The 16,777-nt window shown below is 64.4% G+C and carries 15 protein-coding genes; 8 read left to right on the top strand and 7 right to left on the bottom strand.

Features of this window, described 5'->3' with window-relative positions:
• The first annotated feature begins 47 nt into the window (after positions 1-47).
• The 5 genes from mreC to SKZ59_RS26660 are packed head-to-tail and all read left to right on the top strand — an operon-like array spanning position 48 to position 5,759.
• Entirely contained in the window at positions 48-1,094 is a 1,047-nt protein-coding gene (gene mreC, locus SKZ59_RS26680) for a rod shape-determining protein MreC (RefSeq protein WP_034749357.1), read from the top strand.
• Positions 1,091-1,603 (top strand): rod shape-determining protein MreD, encoded by a 513-nt coding sequence (gene mreD, locus SKZ59_RS26675; RefSeq protein ID WP_034749354.1) that lies wholly within the window; start codon positions 1,091-1,093, stop codon positions 1,601-1,603. Before mreC ends, mreD begins: the two co-directional genes overlap by 4 nt.
• 12 nt (positions 1,604-1,615) lie before the next feature.
• Entirely contained in the window at positions 1,616-3,583 is a 1,968-nt protein-coding gene (gene mrdA / locus SKZ59_RS26670; RefSeq protein WP_034749351.1) for a penicillin-binding protein 2, read from the top strand.
• 8 nt (positions 3,584-3,591) lie between these two features.
• Entirely contained in the window at positions 3,592-4,707 is a 1,116-nt protein-coding gene (gene rodA, locus SKZ59_RS26665; protein ID WP_034749348.1) for a rod shape-determining protein RodA, read from the top strand.
• Positions 4,707-5,759, top strand: coding sequence for a septal ring lytic transglycosylase RlpA family protein (locus SKZ59_RS26660; RefSeq protein WP_319993442.1), 1,053 nt, complete (start codon positions 4,707-4,709; stop codon positions 5,757-5,759). Before rodA ends, SKZ59_RS26660 begins: the two co-directional genes overlap by 1 nt.
• Positions 5,760-5,811: 52 nt before the next feature.
• Here the strand turns inward: SKZ59_RS26660 and SKZ59_RS26655 are convergent, their stop codons facing one another.
• Genes SKZ59_RS26655 through argS form a run of 7 tightly spaced genes read right to left on the bottom strand, consistent with a single transcriptional unit; the run spans position 5,812 to position 11,980 of the window.
• The gene (locus SKZ59_RS26655) at positions 5,812-6,507 is read right to left on the bottom strand and encodes an SPOR domain-containing protein (protein ID WP_319993441.1); all 696 of its coding nucleotides are present in this window, start codon (positions 6,505-6,507) and stop codon (positions 5,812-5,814) included.
• Positions 6,501-7,259: a type III pantothenate kinase gene (locus SKZ59_RS26650; RefSeq protein ID WP_319993440.1), complete on the bottom strand. Its 759-nt coding sequence runs from the start codon at positions 7,257-7,259 to the stop codon at positions 6,501-6,503. Before SKZ59_RS26650 ends, SKZ59_RS26655 begins: the two co-directional genes overlap by 7 nt.
• 4 nt (positions 7,260-7,263) lie before the next feature.
• Positions 7,264-8,058, bottom strand: coding sequence for a biotin--[acetyl-CoA-carboxylase] ligase (locus tag SKZ59_RS26645; protein ID WP_072456674.1), 795 nt, complete (start codon positions 8,056-8,058; stop codon positions 7,264-7,266).
• Between the two features lie 10 nt (positions 8,059-8,068).
• Positions 8,069-8,830: an SDR family oxidoreductase gene (locus SKZ59_RS26640; protein ID WP_072456677.1), complete on the bottom strand. Its 762-nt coding sequence runs from the start codon at positions 8,828-8,830 to the stop codon at positions 8,069-8,071.
• Between the two features lie 37 nt (positions 8,831-8,867).
• Positions 8,868-9,539: a thiol:disulfide interchange protein DsbA/DsbL gene (locus SKZ59_RS26635; RefSeq protein WP_034749335.1), complete on the bottom strand. Its 672-nt coding sequence runs from the start codon at positions 9,537-9,539 to the stop codon at positions 8,868-8,870.
• Between the two features lie 9 nt (positions 9,540-9,548).
• Positions 9,549-10,250 carry an SPOR domain-containing protein gene (locus SKZ59_RS26630; RefSeq protein WP_072456680.1) on the bottom strand — a complete coding sequence of 234 codons (702 nt, stop codon included), beginning with the start codon at positions 10,248-10,250 and terminating at the stop codon, positions 9,549-9,551.
• A 20-nt stretch (positions 10,251-10,270) separates the two neighbouring features.
• Positions 10,271-11,980, bottom strand: coding sequence for an arginine--tRNA ligase (gene argS, locus SKZ59_RS26625; protein ID WP_319993439.1), 1,710 nt, complete (start codon positions 11,978-11,980; stop codon positions 10,271-10,273).
• A gap of 376 nt (positions 11,981-12,356) precedes the next feature.
• Here argS and rsmB point away from each other — a divergent pair, with 376 nt between their 5' ends.
• From rsmB to SKZ59_RS26610, 3 genes are all read left to right on the top strand, one after another.
• Positions 12,357-13,778 (top strand): 16S rRNA (cytosine(967)-C(5))-methyltransferase RsmB, encoded by a 1,422-nt coding sequence (gene rsmB, locus SKZ59_RS26620; RefSeq protein ID WP_319993438.1) that lies wholly within the window; start codon positions 12,357-12,359, stop codon positions 13,776-13,778.
• 97 nt (positions 13,779-13,875) lie between these two features.
• On the top strand, positions 13,876-14,382 hold the full coding sequence (locus SKZ59_RS26615; RefSeq protein ID WP_235194189.1) for a DUF4390 domain-containing protein: 507 nt from the start codon (positions 13,876-13,878) through the stop codon (positions 14,380-14,382).
• Positions 14,382-16,679: a sensor histidine kinase gene (locus tag SKZ59_RS26610; protein ID WP_070301613.1), complete on the top strand. Its 2,298-nt coding sequence runs from the start codon at positions 14,382-14,384 to the stop codon at positions 16,677-16,679. Before SKZ59_RS26615 ends, SKZ59_RS26610 begins: the two co-directional genes overlap by 1 nt.
• The last annotated feature ends 98 nt before the right edge of the window (positions 16,680-16,777 follow it).

The raw sequence follows: 16,777 nt of genomic DNA, 5'->3' as shown, positions 1-16,777 counted from the left end.
GGGGCCTGCACGTTGGCGCACTGCGCCTGGCCTGATCATTGGAAGTCATGGAATACAGTCCTCCGCCACTTTTCAAACAAGGCGCCTCCGCCCGCGTCAAGATGATGGTGTTCGCCGGCATTTCTATCGCCCTGCTGCTGGTCGATTCGCGCATGCACGCGCTGACGGCCGTGCGCCAGGCAGTCGGCACCGTGCTGTATCCGGTGCAGATGGCGGCGCTGGTGCCGCGTGATGTGGCGCTTGGCGTCGGCAATTACTTTTCTTCGCTGTCCGCCCTGGAAAAACAGGTGCGCGACCTGAAGCACGAACAGATCGCCTCGGCGCAGATACTGCAGCAGGCGCAGCTCAACATCGTTGAAAACAACCACTTGCGCAAGCTGATGGAAGCGCGCGAGCGCGTCCCCGTCAAGACCATGATGGCCGAAGTGCTGTACGACACGCGCGATTCGGCCACGCGCAAGATCGTGCTCGATCGCGGCATCCAGCATGGCGTGGAACTGGGCCGCCCCGTGATCGACAACCTCGGTGTGGTGGGACAGGTCACGCGCGTGTTCCCGTTTACCTCCGAAGTGACCTTGCTGACGGATGAAGAGCAGGCCATTCCCGTGCAGCTGCTGCGCAATGGCGTGCGCAGCGTGGCCATCGGCCGCGGCAAGTCCGGCACCATGGAATTGCGCTTCACGGCCCCCAGCGCCGACATCCAGATCGGCGACATCGTCATTACCTCGGGCCTCGACGGCCTGTACCCGGCTGGCCTAGCCGTGGCGCGCGTGACCCTGGTCGAGCGCAATGCGCATGGCCCGTTCGGCCGCGTCGTGTGCCAGCCGCTGGCCGGCATCGAACGCAACACCCAGCTGCTCATCCTGATGACGTCGCCCGAGATTCCGCCGCGTCCGCCCGCTGAAGATATCAAGACGGGCCGCAAGATCGCCGGCAAGATGGCGCCGATCAAGGACCCTGCCAAGGAGGCTGCCGCCGCGGCAGCGCCTGCCGCCAAGCCGCCTGCCGCCAACGCGGCTGCGCCCGCGCCCGCAAAACCTGCGACGCCAGCGCCCGCACCTGCCGCCGTGCCACCGAAGGAAGCGACACGATGAACCGCCCGCATTACATCCTGCTGCCGGTCAGCCCCCTGTTCATCGGCTTTTCCCTGCTGTGCGCTTTTCTGCTGAACCTGCTGCCATGGGGGCAGTTCGTCGGCGTACCCGATTTCGTCGCGCTGGTGCTGGTCTTCTGGGGCATCCACCAGCCGCGCAAGGTCGGCATCGGCGTGGCCTTCTTCATGGGCCTGATGATGGACGTGCACGACTCGACCCTGCTGGGCGAGAACGCGCTGGCCTACACCTTGCTGTCGTATTTCGCCATCATGATGCACCGGCGCGTGCTGTGGTTCCCCATCATGACGCAGGCGCTGCACGTGCTGCCGCTGCTGCTGCTGACGCAGGCGCTGCAATTGCTGACGCGCTTGATCGTCTCGGGCCGCTTCCCCGGCTGGCTCAATTTCATCGAGAGCTTCGTCGCCGTCGCCCTGTGGCCGATTGTCACGTGGATTCTGCTGGCACCGCAGCGCCGCGCCGTGGACCGCGACCATAACCGGCCGATCTGACGAGCGCCTGCCATGACTGAACTCAAGAACACCGAGCGCGAACTGCATTTTTTCCGCATGCGCCTGACCATTCTGGGCGCGCTCGTCTTCGTCTGCTTTTCGCTGCTGCTGGCGCGCTTCATCTGGCTGCAGGTGATCAAGCACGAAGACTATGCGACCAAGGCTGAAGACAACCGCATCGCCGTGGTGCCCATCGTGCCCACGCGCGGCCTGATCCTCGACCGCAACGGCGTGGTCCTGGCGCGCAATTACTCGGCCTACACCCTAGAAATCACGCCGTCGAAATTGAGCGCCAGCCTCGATTCCGTGATCGACGAGCTGTCGACCCTGGTGCAGATCGACATCAAGGACCGCCGCCGCTTCAAGAAGCTGCTGGAAGAATCGAAGAACTTCGTCAGCGTGCCGCTGCGCACGCGTTTGACGGACGAGGAAGTGGCGCGCTTCACGGCGCAGCGTTTCCGCTTCCCCGGCGTCGAGGTGCAGGCGCGATTGTTCCGCCAGTATCCGATGGGTGAAGTGGCCTCGCACGTGGTGGGCTTCATCGGCCGCATCAACCGCAATGAAGCCAAGGGGCTGGAAGAGGGCGAGGACGCGGCCAACTACAACGGCACCGACCATATCGGCAAGGAAGGCCTGGAAAAAAGCTACGAAAAGCAGCTGCACGGCACCACCGGCTACGAAGAAGTGGAAGTGTCGGCCGGCGGGCGCGCCATGCGCACCTTGTCGCGCACGGCGGCCACCCCCGGCAACAACCTGATCCTGTCGATCGACATCGAACTGCAAAAAGTGGTCGAGGAAGCGTTCGGCGAATGGCGCGGCGCGGCCGTGGCCATCGACCCGGCCACGGGCGACATCCTCGCCTACGTGTCCAAGCCCGGCTACGACCCCAACCTGTTCGTCGACGGCATCGACCAGCAAAGCTGGAACGAACTCAATACCTCGCTGGACCGGCCGATGGTCAACCGTCCCCTGTCCGGTACCTACGCGCCCGGCTCGACTTTCAAGCCTTTCATGGCGCTGGCCGCGCTGGAACTGGGCAAGCGCACGCCGAGCCAGTCGATTTCCGATCCCGGTTTCTTCATGCTGGGCGGGCATATGTTCCGCGACGACAAGGTGGGCGGCCATGGCACGGTCGACATGCACAAATCCATCGTCGTCTCGTGCAACACTTATTATTATCAGCTGGGCCGCGACATGGGCATTGACGCCATTCACGACTTCATGAAGCCGTTCGGTTTCGGCCAGCTGACGGGCATCGACCTGAATAACGAAAAGACGGGCGTGCTGCCGTCGACGGAATGGAAGCGCAACCGCTTCAAGACGCCGCAGCAGAAAAAATGGGTGGGCGGCGACACGATTTCGGTGAGTAACGGCTCCGGCTACAATTCCTATACGCCGCTGCAGATCGCCCACGCGACGGCCAACCTGGCCAACAACGGCGTGGTGATGAAGCCGCATCTGGTGAAGATCATCGAGGATGCCGCCACGCGCGCGCGTACCCTGACGGTGCCCAAGGAAAGCTACCGCATTCCGCTCAAGCAGGAAAACATCGACACCATCAAGCGCGCCATGGTGGGCGTGACGAGCGAGCAGGGCGGCACGGCCGCGCGCATCTTCACCGGCGTGCAGTACACGGTGGGTGGCAAGACGGGTACGGCGCAGGTGGTGGGCATCAAGAAAAACGAGAAGTACAATGCCAAGCTGCTGGCTGAGCGCCTGCGCGACAACGCCCTGTTTACGGCCTTCGCGCCGGCCGACAAGCCGCGTATCGCGATCGCCATCGTGGTGGAAAACGCGGGCTTCGGCGCCGGCGTGGCCGCACCGATCGCGCGCAAGGCGCTCGACTACTACCTGCTGGGCAAGCGTCCGAGCGACAAGGAAAGGGACACCACCAAGGTGCCCAAGGAAGATGTCGACGAAGTGCGCACCCTGGAAGAAATCACGGACGAGCAGGCCGCCCCGGCACCTGCCAGGCAATAAGGAAGCACATGCCCATTAACGAGAGGCGCTCGCTGTGGCGGCGCGCCAAACCCTACCTGGCGGTGTTCGATCCGCCGCTGATGATCATCATCCTGATGCTGCTCAGTACCAGCTTGCTGACCCTGTATTCGGCCAGCATCGGCATTCCCGGCAAGATCGAGGATCACCTGCGCAACATCCTGCTGTGCTTTTTCGTCATGTGGGTGGCGGCCAATGTCACGCCGCAGATGATGATGCGCATCGCCGTGCCCGTGTACACGGTATCGGTGATCCTGCTGGTAGCCGTGGCGCTGTTCGGCACCATCAAGCTCGGTGCGCGGCGCTGGCTGCATATCGGCGTGATCGACATCCAGCCGTCCGAATTCCTGAAGATCGCCACGCCGCTGATGCTGGCCTGGTTCTTCCAGCATAATGCGGGCGCCCTGCGCTGGAAGTCGTTCCTGATGGCGGCCGTGCTGCTGCTGGTGCCCGTCTACCTGATCGCGCGCCAGCCCGACCTGGGCACGGCGCTGCTGGTGGTGGCGGCCGGCTTTACCGTCATCTTCCTGGCCGGCCTGTCGTGGAAGGTGCTGGCCGGCTTGCTGATCACCTTTGTGTCCTGCCTACCGATCGCCTGGTCGCACCTGCATGATTACCAGCGCGACCGCGTGATGATGCTGATCGACCCGACCAAGGACCCGCTGGGCAAGGGTTTCCATATCATCCAGTCCATCATCGCCATCGGTTCCGGCGGCATGACGGGCAAGGGTTGGACGCACGGCACGCAGGCCCACCTGGAATTCGTTCCGGAGCGCACGACCGATTTTATTTTTGCCGTATATTCCGAAGAATTCGGCCTGGTCGGTAACTTGATCCTGATGCTGATGTATTTGCTGCTGGTGGGACGGGGGATGATGATCGCCGCCAACGCCCCCAGTTTTTTCACTCGCCTGCTGGCAGGAGCGATAACTATGATTTTCTTTACGTATGCCTTTGTCAACATGGGCATGGTCAGCGGCATCGTGCCGGTGGTCGGCGTCCCCCTCCCATTCCTCAGCTATGGCGGCACCGCGCTGCTGACCCTGGGCGTGGCAACCGGTATCCTGATGAGTATTCAGCGCCACCGCAAGCTGGTGCAGACCTGATGCGGGCGCCTTTCGACACCTTCGCCATGCGCGGATTGAGCCTGGCGGTCTTGCTGACCCTGGCCGCCTGCGGCACCACGCCGCAAAAGTCCGCATCGAATAACGTGCCGCTGCCGTCCGGCGGCAAGGTCAAGGTGCCCGTGCGCCAGGATCCCACCTTGCCGGTATTGCCGGCGGCCGGCTCCGGGCGCGGCGGCTACTACAAGGATGACGGTCCCGGCGACAATCCGCCGGCCAACCTGCGCGACGTACCCGACGCGGAAGTGCGCAACGAGCCGTATTCGACGCGCTCGAACCGCCCGTATGTCGTCTTCGGCAAGACCTACACGCCGATCACCGACAACGAACCGTTCAAGCAGAAGGGCACGGGCACCTGGTATGGCAAGAAGTTCCATGGCCAGCGCACCTCGTCAGGCGAAATCTACGATATGTACAAGATGACGGCGGCCCACCCGACCTTGCCGATTCCATCGTATGCGCGCGTGACGAGCATCGACAGCGGCGAGCAGGTGATCGTGCGCATCAACGACCGCGGCCCGTTCCACGCCACGCGCGTCATCGACGTGTCCTATACGGCGGCGCTGAAACTGGGTTTCCTGGGCAAGGGCAGCCACCAGGTGGTCGTCGAACGCCTGCTGCCGGCCGATATCGACGCCATCCTGGCCGCTCGCGCGGCGCCGAAGCCGGTGCCGTCGGTGGTGGCCAGGTCGATCGATACGCCGGCCGACAGCGAACCGGAAATGGGCGCCGTGGTGCAGCCTGAAATCACCGCGCTGTCAGCGGTCGATGCCACTGTGGCCGCGCCCGCGCCAGCGGCGCTGGCCACCGGCTTCTACCTGCAGCTGGGCGCCTATTCGCGTGCGGACAATGCGGAAGCGGGCCGCGCGCAACTGGCGCCGTATGCGCAAACGCTGGGCAATCTCGATGTGGTGCCGGCCGGCCCGTTGTTCCGCTTGTACGGCGGACCGTTCACGAGTCGCACCGATGCGGCGCGCGCGGCGGCCAGCCTGCCGGCGTCGGCGGGTGTCAAACCGATCGTCATCGAGAGATGAACGTAGGTCGGATTAGGCGCAAGGCGCCGTAATCCGACGCGATTGTCAGCAGTTATTTACAGGTGCGCAGTTCCTGCTCCGGGAACTGCGCCTTGATTTTCTCCAGCCGCGCGCGCGTGGCCGCGTCGAGGTCGCGGAACTGGTAAGCGAATTGCTTGCTGGCGCTGTAGCGCGGCGCGATGCGGGCGCTGTGCACGCCCTGTTTGTTGAGCATTGCCAGCTGGCTTTGCGCGCTCGTTTCCGACTTGAACACGCCCAGTGAAATGCCCCAGCGCAGCGGGCTGCTTTCATTCATGATGAAGTAGTTCGTCACGCCCAGCTGTTTCAATTCGCCGGCCTTGCGGTCGGCGCCTTCCTTGCTGCCCTGCGGCGGGATGTACACCATGTAGCTGGAAATATCCTGGCCGGCCACGTTGCGGCGCGACTGGCGGTCGCCCAGGTCCAGCGTCGCCACTTGCGCTTCGAAGCGGCGGCCATCGGCCAGCAGGAAATTGCCCACTTCCGTGCACGCATACGATGGCGCCGCCGTTGCCGTTGCCGCTGTCGCTGTCGCGCCCTCGGTGGCCGGCGGCGCGGCGGGCGCCGTGGCCTGCTCCTGCGTCAGCAAGGTGAGCTTGCTCGCCTGAAGCTGGTTTTTCAGGCGCGCCGGTTCGCGCATCTCTGTGCGAAAACTGCCCAGATAACCCTGGCCGATGGCCAGCACCAGCAGGTTGACGCCGGCCAGCAGCCAGAAGACGAATTTCAGCATACGTGGTTTCCTTGTGTTCCTGCGGCCCCGGCGCGCGCGGCCGCCTGCAGGCCGATCATGACGATATTGTCGACCAGGTGCAGCGGCACCGCCAGCGCCAGGGCCGGTGCGATGCGCGGCGCGGCGCCGCCCGACAGCAGGCATGCGCTGGCGCCGTGCATGCGCACGGCCCGTTCGATGGCGCCCGCCTGGGCCGCCAGGCAGCCGGAGAGGATGGCGTCGTCCGTGTTGTCGGCAAAGCCGGCCGGCAGCATGGCGTCGCTGGCGATTTGCGGCAGCTGCGCCGTGTTGCGCGCCAGCGAACTGGCCATCAGTCCCAGTCCCGGCAAGATCATCCCGCCGAGGAAAACGCCGTCGGCCGTGACGGCGTCAATGGTGGTGGCGGTGCCGCAATTGGCGACGATGACGGCCTGGCCAGGCGCCAGCGCCTGCGCGCCGATAGCGGCGGCAAAGCGGTCGCACCCCAGCTGCGACGGCGCGCGGTAGCCGTTCGTGAGGCCCGCCAGCTGTGGCAGCGAGACAAAGTCGCGGGCAACGACGGGCAGCATGGCGCGCAGGCGCGTGCCGATGACGGCGCCGGCCACGTTCGACAGCAGCGCCTCATGGATGGCCAGTTGCGCCCATTGCGCAGCCAGGGTGTCGATCTGCGCATGCGCGACGGCGCCGCTGGCCAGCCAGCCACCGGCGGCACTGTCGGCCGCCACGAGTGCCCATTTGATGCGCGTATTGCCGGCGTCGATCAGCAGCAGCATGTGCTTACTCCCCCAGCAGGCGCAAGGACACGTCGCCGGACATGACTTCCTGCAGGCCGCCATCGGTGCGCAGCAGCAGGCGGCCCAGGTGATCCACGCCGGCCGCCACGCCTTGCTGCAGCAGCTGGCCGTTGTCGAGGATTTTCACGTGCTGGCCCTGCCAGGCGTGCAGCAGGTTCCAGCGCTCTGTAAACGGCGCAAAGCCCGTGTCGTCGAATTCGGCCAGCACGCCGGCCAGGCGGCTCAAGAGCGCGGCCACCAGGGTATTGCGTTCCATCTGCGCGAGCCAGGGCACGGCCGAGACGCTGCGGCCGATCTGCCGTTCCAGCGCGTCGGGCATCAGCAGATTGATGCCGCAGCCGATGACAGCCCACACGCCGCCGTCGGGCGCCTGCTGCGTTTCGACGAGGATGCCGGCCAGTTTATGGCCATCCTTGAGCAGGTCGTTCGGCCACTTCAGCTGCACCGGCACCCCCAGCGAGGACATGGTTTCGGCCAGTGCCACGCCGACGGCCAGCGGCAATCCCACCAGCTGATGCAGCGGTCCCTTGAAGCGCCAGGCCAGCGAGAACATCAGGCTGGCGTCCGCCTGCGACACCCACGGCCGTCCGGCGCGCCCCCGTCCGGCCGTCTGCTGGCCGGCGATGCGCAGGGTGGGGCCTGCCAGGGTGGCGCAGCGCGCCAGCAAGTCGGCGTTGGTCGATCCCGTTTCGTCGACCACCTCTATGCATACGTGGGCGGCGCCCGTGGCGCAATGGGCGGCGATGGCCGCGCTGTTCAAGTCTGAGTGCTTCGTCATGGTGATAGGGTCAGTTGCGCGCCTTGTGCGGCGCATTCGCGAAGGCCCGGTCGTAGACGGCATTGGGCAGCGCGCGCAGCAGCTTGGCGACGACGCCCATCTGCCACGGGATCACGCGGTAGCTGTCGCCGTCGGCGATGGCGCGCGCGGCGCGCACGGCGAATTTTTCGGCCGGCATCAGGAAAGGCATGCGGTAGGCGTTGTGGCGCGTCATCGGCGTGTCGATGTAGCCGGGCGTGATGGTGACGACCTTGATGCCCGCCGGTTTCAATTCCAGGCGCAGCGATTCGCAGTAGCTGATGACGGCCGCCTTCGAGGCGCTGTAGGCTTCGGCACCGGGCAGGCCGCGAATGCCGGCCACGCTGCCGATGCCCACCAGGCGTCCGCTGCCCTGGCTTTTCATGGCGGCGATGAAGGGCGCGAAGGTGGCGACGGTGGCCGTGACGTTGATGGCCATGAGGCGCGCGAAGGCGTCGAGGTCTTCCGCGTGTTCGCTCAGGGTGCCGTACGACACGCCGGCGCTGGCGATGACGATGTCGATGCCGCCGGCATGGGCGATGAAGTCATCGGCCGCGCTTTTCAGGGCGGCGTGGTCGCACACGTCGACGGCATAGGCGCGGTGGCGTTCAGGGTGGGGCAGGGAAGCGATCAGTTGCCGCAGCGTGTCGCCGCGGCGGGCCAGCAAGCCCAATTGGGCGCCCTGGCGCGCGTACTTTAGCGCCAGGGCGGCGCCCAATCCGCTCGACGCGCCCGTGATGAAAACGCGTTGCATCAGGCGATGCCCGGGCGCGCCAGGGTAGTGGCCATGCTTATTTCTTTTCCGCTTTGGCTTTCGCGACCAGCACGTCCATCACGGTGAGCGCCTGGGCGTTCAACTGCTCTTCGTTCTTGGCCGACTTGCTGCCCTGATCGGCTTGCGAAGGCGACGTGATGTAGCGGCCGTCGATGGCGATCATGGGCCAGAACGTCACGTTATAGCCCTGCATCATGGCATCCGCACGGCGCACGCGGGCCGAAATGCCCATCGAACGGTAGGTGTCGATGAATTTCTGGCGGTCCACGCCCTGCTTGGCGACGAAATCGAAGACGGCATCGTCGGTGTTCAGGCGGTTGCGTTCCACATGCATGGCGTGGAAGACGCTGGTGTGCAGCTTGTCGACCAGGCCCATGGCTTGCAGGGTGAAGAACAGCCGCTGCTGCGGCGCCACGCTCTCATCGCGCGACACGTGCACGCGCTTGAAGACGATGTTGTCGCCCTGTTTCTTGACCCAGGCCGCCAGTTGCGGCTCGAGCACGTTGCAATGCGGGCAGTAATAGGCGAAGAATTCCGTCACTTCGATTTTCTTGCCCGATTCCGTCGCCTGCGGCGTGGGCAGGGTTTCGTATTCGACGCCGTTCTTCGGGTCGGCCGGCGAGGCCGATGCGCCCATGGCGGCGGTGCACAGTGCGGCGGCGATCAGGATGTTCTTCAGAAAACGCATGCTGGTTCCTTATTTTTGGTTGCGGACGACGGCGACGTCGATGCCGTTTTCAGACAGTTTGGTGCGTGCGCGGTTCATCGCTTCGAGCTGGTTGAACGGCCCGATGCGCACGCGGTGCAGCACGCCGGCGTCGGTGCTGCGGTCGCTGATGGCCGCTTCGAAGCCGAGCAGCGCCAGTTTGCCGCGCGTGCTTTCGGCGTCCGACATGTCGTGGAAGGCGCCGGCCTGCAGATAATAAATCCATTTGTCGCTGGCTGCATCGGCCTTCGCCTCTTTCACGTCGGCCTTCGCTTGCTGTGCTGGCGCTGCCGCCGGCGTTTTCGGCGCCGGCTTGTCCTTCAATGTACCGATCAATTCCTGCAGCGCGTCCGGCGGCGGCGCCTTCGGCTGCTGCGCGGGAGCTGGCGCCGGTGCGGCCGGCTGCGTCGGCGTGGCGATCTCGCGTGGCTCCTTGGAGAAGTCGCGCGCCGCTTCCTTGGCCGCTTCCTTGTTGCCGTACATCGGCTTGTTCGGGTCGGCGATCTGGCCGGCCGTCGGTTCGGCCGATTTGCCGGCCTTGCCCGACTTGTCGGTGAACGGCGAGGCGCCCTTGGTGATCACCAGGGCGACCACGACGGCGATGCCCAGGCCGATGACCAGGCCGATGATGATGCCGACCAAGGTGTTGCCCTGCTGGCGCCGGGGCGAAGAGAAGCGGGAAGCGTGATTCATTGACTGTTTGACCTTCGCGATTACATTTTGTTTGGCGCGGATACGCCGATCAGTGCCAGGCCGTTGCGCAGTACCTGGCGCGCGGCGATGACGAGAGCCAGGCGGGCCATCTTGACGGCTTCGTCCTCGACCAGCACTTTTTCGGCGAAGTAGAAGCTGTGCAGGTTGGCGGCCAGGTCGCGCAGGTAGAAGGCGACTTGATGCGGTCCCAGTTCCGCTTGCGCGCGCGCCAGCATTTCCGGGTAGGCGGCCAGGGTCGCCAGCAGGGTCGCTTCCGTCGGCGCCGTGAGTGGGAACAAATCAACGCCGGCAACCGCGCTTTCATCGCCGCCCCAGTTTTCCAGGATGCGGCAGATGCGCGCATGCGCATACTGCACGTAATAGACGGGGTTTTCATCGGTGGTTTTCAGCGCCACGTCGACGTCGAAGACGAATTCCGTGTCGGCCTTGCGCGAGATCAGGAAGAAGCGCACGGCGTCGCGGCCCTTGGCGATGTCGCCGCCGCCCGACCATTCGATCAGGTCGCGCACGGTCACGTAGGAGCCGGCGCGCTTGGAGATCTTGACTTCTTCGCCGTCTTTCATGACGGTGACCATCTTGTGCAGCACGTAGTCGGGGTAGCCTTGCGGGATGCCCATGTCGACGGCCTGCAGACCGGCGCGTACGCGGGCGATGGTGCCGTGGTGGTCGCTACCCTGGATATTGATGGCCTGCACGAAGCCGCGCTGCCATTTCACCAAGTGGTACGCGACGTCCGGCACGAAATACGTGTAGGTGCCGTCCGTCTTGCGCATCACGCGGTCCTTGTCGTCGCCGAAGTCGGTGGTGCGCAGCCACAGCGCGCCATCCTGCTCGTAGGTGTGGCCGGCCTTGATCAAGGTTTCCACGGCGTTATTGACCTTGCCGTCCGCGTACAGCGACGATTCCAAGTAGTAATTGTCGAACTTCACGCCGAACGCCTGCAAGTCGATGTCCTGTTCGTTGCGCAGGTAGGTGACGGCAAACGGGCGGATCGAATCGATGTCTTCCACGTTGCCGTTGGCCGTGGCAGGCTGGCCATCGCTGGCCGAGACGGTCTTGCCGGCCTTGAAGTCGTTGGCGATGTCGGCGATGTAGTCGCCGTTGTAGGCGGACTCGGGCCATTCGGCGTCGCCGGGCTTGAAGCCGCGCGCGCGCGCCTGCACGGAATTGGCCAGGGTCTGGATCTGCACGCCCGCGTCGTTATAGTAGAACTCGCGCGTCACTTGGTAGCCTTGCGCGTCGAACAGCGAGGACAGGGCGTCGCCCAGGGCCGCCTGGCGGCCGTGGCCCACGTGCAGCGGACCGGTCGGGTTGGCCGAGACGAATTCCAGGATGACTTGCTTGCCGGCGCCTGCCGTGCTGCGGCCATAGCTGTCGGCCTCGCCCAGGATGGTTTTCACCACGGCCTGCTTGGCGGCGTTTGACACGCGCACGTTGATGAAGCCGGGACCGGCTATTTCCACTGCCTCGACCAGGCCCTTGCCGGCCGGGTTGGCCAGCACGGCCGTCACGATGGTTTGCGCCAGTTCGCGGGGATTCTGTTTCAGCTGCTTGGCCAGTTGCATGGCGATATTGCAGGCGACGTCGCCATGCGATGCATCGCGTGGTCGCTCGAGCACCACGGTAGGCTCAAGCGTAGTGCCGGCCAGGACGGGAGCGAGGGCGGCCTGGAACAGGGCGATGATTTCTTGTTTCTGTTGGGCGAGCATGAGCAGGATGGCGGTGGAACCGCGTTAAGAATGAATAGAATGAATCAAAAAGCAAAACGGACGGCAAGTACACAAGCCGCCCAGACTGCGTTAATTATACTGGTTTGCTGCCGGGAACAATACGCCAGCCGGCAGTGTTCCCGTGCTGGCGCGTTTCACGATATTATCAGGACAGCATGCCCATGTTGGTGCGCGAAAACATCAGCATGGTGCATTCTGCTTGTATATATGCAGTTTTTTGCCGCAATTTACAGGTATCGCTGCAATCGCTTGGGCCAGAGGGCGCCACAAACGCTACAATCGACCCTTTATTGATGACGCGCGGCCGCGACTTTGCCTCCATGCAGCCCGCCGCGCGCAGCCACACCGGATAACTATGAACAAGCGCCCCACGCTGAAATTGAAAACCAAGCCGGCGCCAGGCCAGGCTCCTGCCGTACCGAAATTGCGTCCCAGCTACCATCCCGACCTGAAACCGGTCTTGCAGCCAGGCTTCCAGCCCGATTTGCGCGCCGACTCGCTGGCGTTTTGCCTGCTGGGCGCGGCCAATGCCGTAGCGCAAGTGCGCACGGGCACGGCCCTGCCGCAGGCGCTGGCCAAGGTGTTTACGCAATCGAACGCCAGCCCGCAGGCGCGCGGCGCCATCCAGGATATTTCCTACCGTACCATGCGTCAGCTGGGCCGCAGCGAAACCCTCGTCGGCCTGATGACGTCGAAGGCGCCCGAGCCGCCGATGCTGGCCGCCTTGCTGTGCTGCGCGCTGTCCTTGATGTCGGCCGAGCCGGGCGAGCAGCCATACGAAGAATTCACGGTGGTCGACCAGGCGGTCACGGTCGCCACGTCGCACCCTGACCTGGCGCACGCCAAGGGCATGGTCAACGCTGTCTTGCGCCGTTTCTTGCGCGAGCGCAAATCCTTGCTGGAAGCGGCCCTGCAGCAACCGTTGGCGCAATGGAATTATCCGCAGTGGTGGATCGACTCGCTGCGCCTGGCCTATCCGCGCGACTGGCAAGCCATTTTGACGGCCGGCAATGCCGTGCCGCCATTGACCTTGCGCGTGAACCGCCGCAAGAGCAGGGTGGAAGCGTATCTGGCCGTGCTGCAGGAAGCGGGCATCGCCGCGCGCCAGGTGGGACCGTTCGCCGTGCGCCTGGACAAACCGATCGGCGTGGCCCTGATCCCCGGCTTCGAGCAGGGCGTCGTTTCCGTGCAGGATGCCGGCGCGCAACTGGCCGCACCGCTGCTGGACTTGCAGGACGGCATGCGCGTGCTCGATGCCTGCGCGGCGCCGGGCGGCAAGACCTGCCACATCCTGGAACTGGCCGACGTGCACGTGACCGCCATCGACGCGGACGCCAAGCGTTTGCCGCGCATCGCGGAAAACCTCGAGCGCCTGGGCCTGGACGCCACCTTGAAGGCGCAGGATGCGCAATCGAGCGCGTGGTGGGACGGCCAGCAGTACGACCGTATCCTGGCTGACGTGCCGTGTACGGCCTCGGGCATCGTGCGCCGCCATCCCGATATCCGCTGGTTGCGCCGCAAGGGTGACGCGTTCCAACTTGCAACACTTTCATCCAAAATTCTGGACAACCTGTGGCAGATGCTGCGCCCCGATGGTAAATTGCTGTTCGTGACATGTTCATTGTGGCCGCAGGAGTCCGAGGCACAGGCGGCGGCATTTGCGGTGCGCAATAATGCGACCCGATTGACAGCGCCTGGCCAGCTGTTGCCGACCGGCAGCGCGGAGCAGGACCACGACGGTTTGTTCTATGCGCTATTCCAAAAAAATGCGGCTTGAGCGATTCGTCGAACCTTATTCTACGGACTACACCGGCACACTTGTGACAACACGACTCTTCCGACTCCTGGCCCTGCTGCTGATGCTGGCATGTACCATGCCACGCGCGCATGCCGCCGATATGGTCGAGATCACCCGTGCCTACATCGAGTCTAGCGAAGAGGGCTACAAGCTGGCCGCCACATATTCCTTCGAGCTCAATCATGACCTTGATGATGCCGTGCAGCATGGCGTGCCGCTGTTTTTCACGACGGAAATCGAACTGACCCGGCCCCGCTGGTACTGGTTCGATGAAAAGGCCATCGTGGCGCGCCAGACCAGCCGGCTGTCGTACAACGTGCTCACGCGCCAGTACCACGTGTCGGGCGGCGGCTTGCAGCAAAGCTTTGCCACGCTCGACGATGCGCTGTTCCTGATCCGCCGTCCCAGCCGCTGGCTGGTGGCGCGTCGCGGCGAACTGAAAGTGGGGCAGACGTATAACGTCACCTTGCGCATGGGCATGGACCGCGACTACCTGCCCAAGCCGATACAGGTCAATGCCTTCAATAACAGCGACTGGCGCCTGGCTTCGAATAAAAAAACCTTTTTGTATACGGCGGAGTAGTGAGTCAAGCATTGCGCTATCTGCTGGTGGTGGGCGGCGGCATTGTCAGTATCCTGCTGTTCCTGCTGGCGTCGGCTTCCGACAATTCCGGTTTTTTCGACCGTTACTACACCTGGCTGCTGGGCCTGAACGCGGCCGTCGCCGTGTCCCTGCTGGCGCTGGTGGGCATTTCCCTGGCCCGCCTGTACGCGCGCTACAAGAGCGGCAAGTTCGGCTCCAAGCTGATGACGCGCCTGGTGATGCTGTTCGCCGCCGTCGGCATCCTGCCGGGCCTCGTGATTTTCCTTGTCTCCGTGCAATTCGTCTCCCACTCCATCGAATCCTGGTTCAACGTCAAGATCGAAGCGGCGCTGGAATCGGGGATTGAGCTGGGCCGTGCCGGCCTCGATGCGGCCCTGGTCGAGCTCGATCACCGGGGCCACAAGGCGGTCGAAGAAATGGGCGCCGACCCGGTGGCCGGCCCGGCCGTGCTGACCAGCCTGTTGCGCGAGGAGGGCATGCAAAACGCCATGCTCGTCAGCGGCGACGGCGTGCTGCTGGCCAGCGCCGGGCCGCACAGCGCGGCCGACTTGCCGACGCCGGCCATGCTGGTGCAGGCGGCCTCGCCGGCAGGCTATGCCTCGGCCGAAGGGGGCTTGGAATTGCACGATGATGGCACGGAGTCGGGCGGCGGCGGTTTCCGCTCTGGCCTGCCGGCGTCGCTGGAAACGGCGGCCAGCCTACGGCTGCGCGTGCTGGTGGCCGTGCCGGGCCCCTCCGTCTCGCCCCGCTACCTGCAACTGCTGCAGGCGGTGCCGCCCAAGCTGGCGACGAATGGCGAAGTGCTGCGCGCCGCCTACAGCGAATACAAGGAACGTTTCGTCGCGCGCGTGGGTCTGCGCAAGATGTACATGGAAATCCTCACTTTGACCTTGCTGCTGGCCATCTTTGGCGCCATCGGCAGCGCTTTCCTGATCGCGGGCAACCTGGCCCAGCCCCTGCTGCTGCTGGCCGAAGGCACGCGCGCCGTGGCCGAAGGCGACCTGTCGCCGCGCCCCATCGTCGCCACCAAGGATGAACTGGGTACCCTGACGCAGTCGTTCAACATCATGACGCGCCAGTTGCTCGATGCGCGCACGGCCGTGGAAAGCAACCGCGCTGCGCTGCAAAACGCCAAGGCCCACCTGGAATCGGTGCTGGCGAACATGTCGGCCGGCGTGATGGTGCTCGACGGCGACTTCAAGCTGGTGACCTGCAATGAATCGGTCGAGCGCATCCTCCAGCATTCGGGCACGAGCATGGTGGGCCAGCCGCTGGCGCATATTGCTGGAATGGAAGAATTTGGCGGCGCCATCATCAGCGCCTTCACGGCGCAAAGCGCGCAATCGGCGTCGGGCCGCAACCAGCAGCGTCTGCACTGGCAGCGGCAGATCGAGATTCCGCGCCGCCTGGGCAGCAGTGCCGACGAGCATGACATCACCCTGCTGGCGCGCGGTTCGCGCCTGCCGCTGGAGTCCGGCAGCGGCTACATCGTCGTGTTCGATGATATTTCCGACGTGATTTCCGCGCAGCGCTCGATCGCCTGGGGCGAGGTGGCACGCCGCCTCGCGCATGAAATCAAGAATCCGCTCACGCCGATCCAGCTGTCGGCCGAGCGCCTGCAGATGAAGCTCGAAGGCAAGCTGGAGCAGCCCGATGCGGATCTGCTCAGCCGCGCCACCACCACCATCGTCAAGCAGGTCGATGCGATGAAGCGCATGGTCGACGACTTCCGCGACTATGCACGCACGCCGCCGGCCGTGCTCACGCCGCTGCGCTTGAACGAGCTGATCGAAGAGATACTGAACCTGTACCTGCGCGGCGACGATGGCGACATCATCCACCCGCTGCTGGCGCCGAATCTGCCGATGGTGATGGGCGATCCGACCCAGTTGCGTCAGGTGATTCACAACCTGCTGCAGAACGCGCAGGACGCCATGGCCGACCTGCCGCCGGACTCGCCGCATCCGCGGATTGACGTGAGGACGGAAGCAATTCATTATCGCAGTGCGGACGGCGGCGTGAATATCGCCGTGCGGCTGGCCATCACGGACAATGGTCCTGGTTTTGCACCCAAAATCCTGGCGCGCGCGTTCGAGCCGTATGTGACCTCGAAGGCCCGCGGCACGGGATTGGGCCTGGCGATGGTAAAGAAAATTATCGATGAACACGGCGGACGCATCGATATCGAGAACCGGGTCGACGGCAATGGCGCTTCGGTGGTCATTTTGCTGTTAAAGTTAGCTCCCGACGCTCCTGCCCAGGAATTCCTGGCGTGAGGGTCTGGTTTAGTATTTAAAACACTAATAAAATCATAGTTGTCCGCCGCGTGCATCTTGTGCGCGACGGCCGGCGAAATGAGGAAGGCAAGACACGA

The sequence above is a fragment of the Janthinobacterium sp. GMG2 genome, assembly GCF_033949445.1.
Classification (GTDB): Bacteria; Pseudomonadota; Gammaproteobacteria; order Burkholderiales; family Burkholderiaceae_D; genus Janthinobacterium; species Janthinobacterium aestuarii.
The sequence above is the reverse complement of the archived record's forward strand: the minus strand, read 5'-3'. Positions and strand labels throughout refer to the sequence as shown.

Bases quoted from the DNA above. Each gene is read 5' to 3' on its own strand.
- SKZ59_RS26655 (WP_319993441.1), bottom strand. From the start codon at position 6,507: ATGCTGAAATTCGTCTTCTGGCTGCTGGCCGGCGTCAACCTGCTGGTG.
- mreD (WP_034749354.1), top strand. From the start codon at position 1,091: ATGAACCGCCCGCATTACATCCTGCTGCCGGTCAGCCCCCTGTTCATC.
- rodA (WP_034749348.1), top strand. From the start codon at position 3,592: ATGCCCATTAACGAGAGGCGCTCGCTGTGGCGGCGCGCCAAACCCTAC.
- SKZ59_RS26660 (WP_319993442.1), top strand. From the start codon at position 4,707: ATGCGGGCGCCTTTCGACACCTTCGCCATGCGCGGATTGAGCCTGGCG.
- SKZ59_RS26635 (WP_034749335.1), bottom strand. From the start codon at position 9,539: ATGCGTTTTCTGAAGAACATCCTGATCGCCGCCGCACTGTGCACCGCC.
- rsmB (WP_319993438.1), top strand. From the start codon at position 12,357: ATGAACAAGCGCCCCACGCTGAAATTGAAAACCAAGCCGGCGCCAGGC.
- SKZ59_RS26645 (WP_072456674.1), bottom strand. From the start codon at position 8,058: ATGACGAAGCACTCAGACTTGAACAGCGCGGCCATCGCCGCCCATTGC.
- SKZ59_RS26615 (WP_235194189.1), top strand. From the start codon at position 13,876: ATGCCACGCGCGCATGCCGCCGATATGGTCGAGATCACCCGTGCCTAC.
- SKZ59_RS26630 (WP_072456680.1), bottom strand. From the start codon at position 10,250: ATGAATCACGCTTCCCGCTTCTCTTCGCCCCGGCGCCAGCAGGGCAAC.
- SKZ59_RS26650 (WP_319993440.1), bottom strand. From the start codon at position 7,259: ATGCTGCTGCTGATCGACGCCGGCAATACGCGCATCAAATGGGCACTC.
- argS (WP_319993439.1), bottom strand. From the start codon at position 11,980: ATGCTCGCCCAACAGAAACAAGAAATCATCGCCCTGTTCCAGGCCGCC.
- mrdA (WP_034749351.1), top strand. From the start codon at position 1,616: ATGACTGAACTCAAGAACACCGAGCGCGAACTGCATTTTTTCCGCATG.
- mreC (WP_034749357.1), top strand. From the start codon at position 48: ATGGAATACAGTCCTCCGCCACTTTTCAAACAAGGCGCCTCCGCCCGC.
- SKZ59_RS26640 (WP_072456677.1), bottom strand. From the start codon at position 8,830: ATGCAACGCGTTTTCATCACGGGCGCGTCGAGCGGATTGGGCGCCGCC.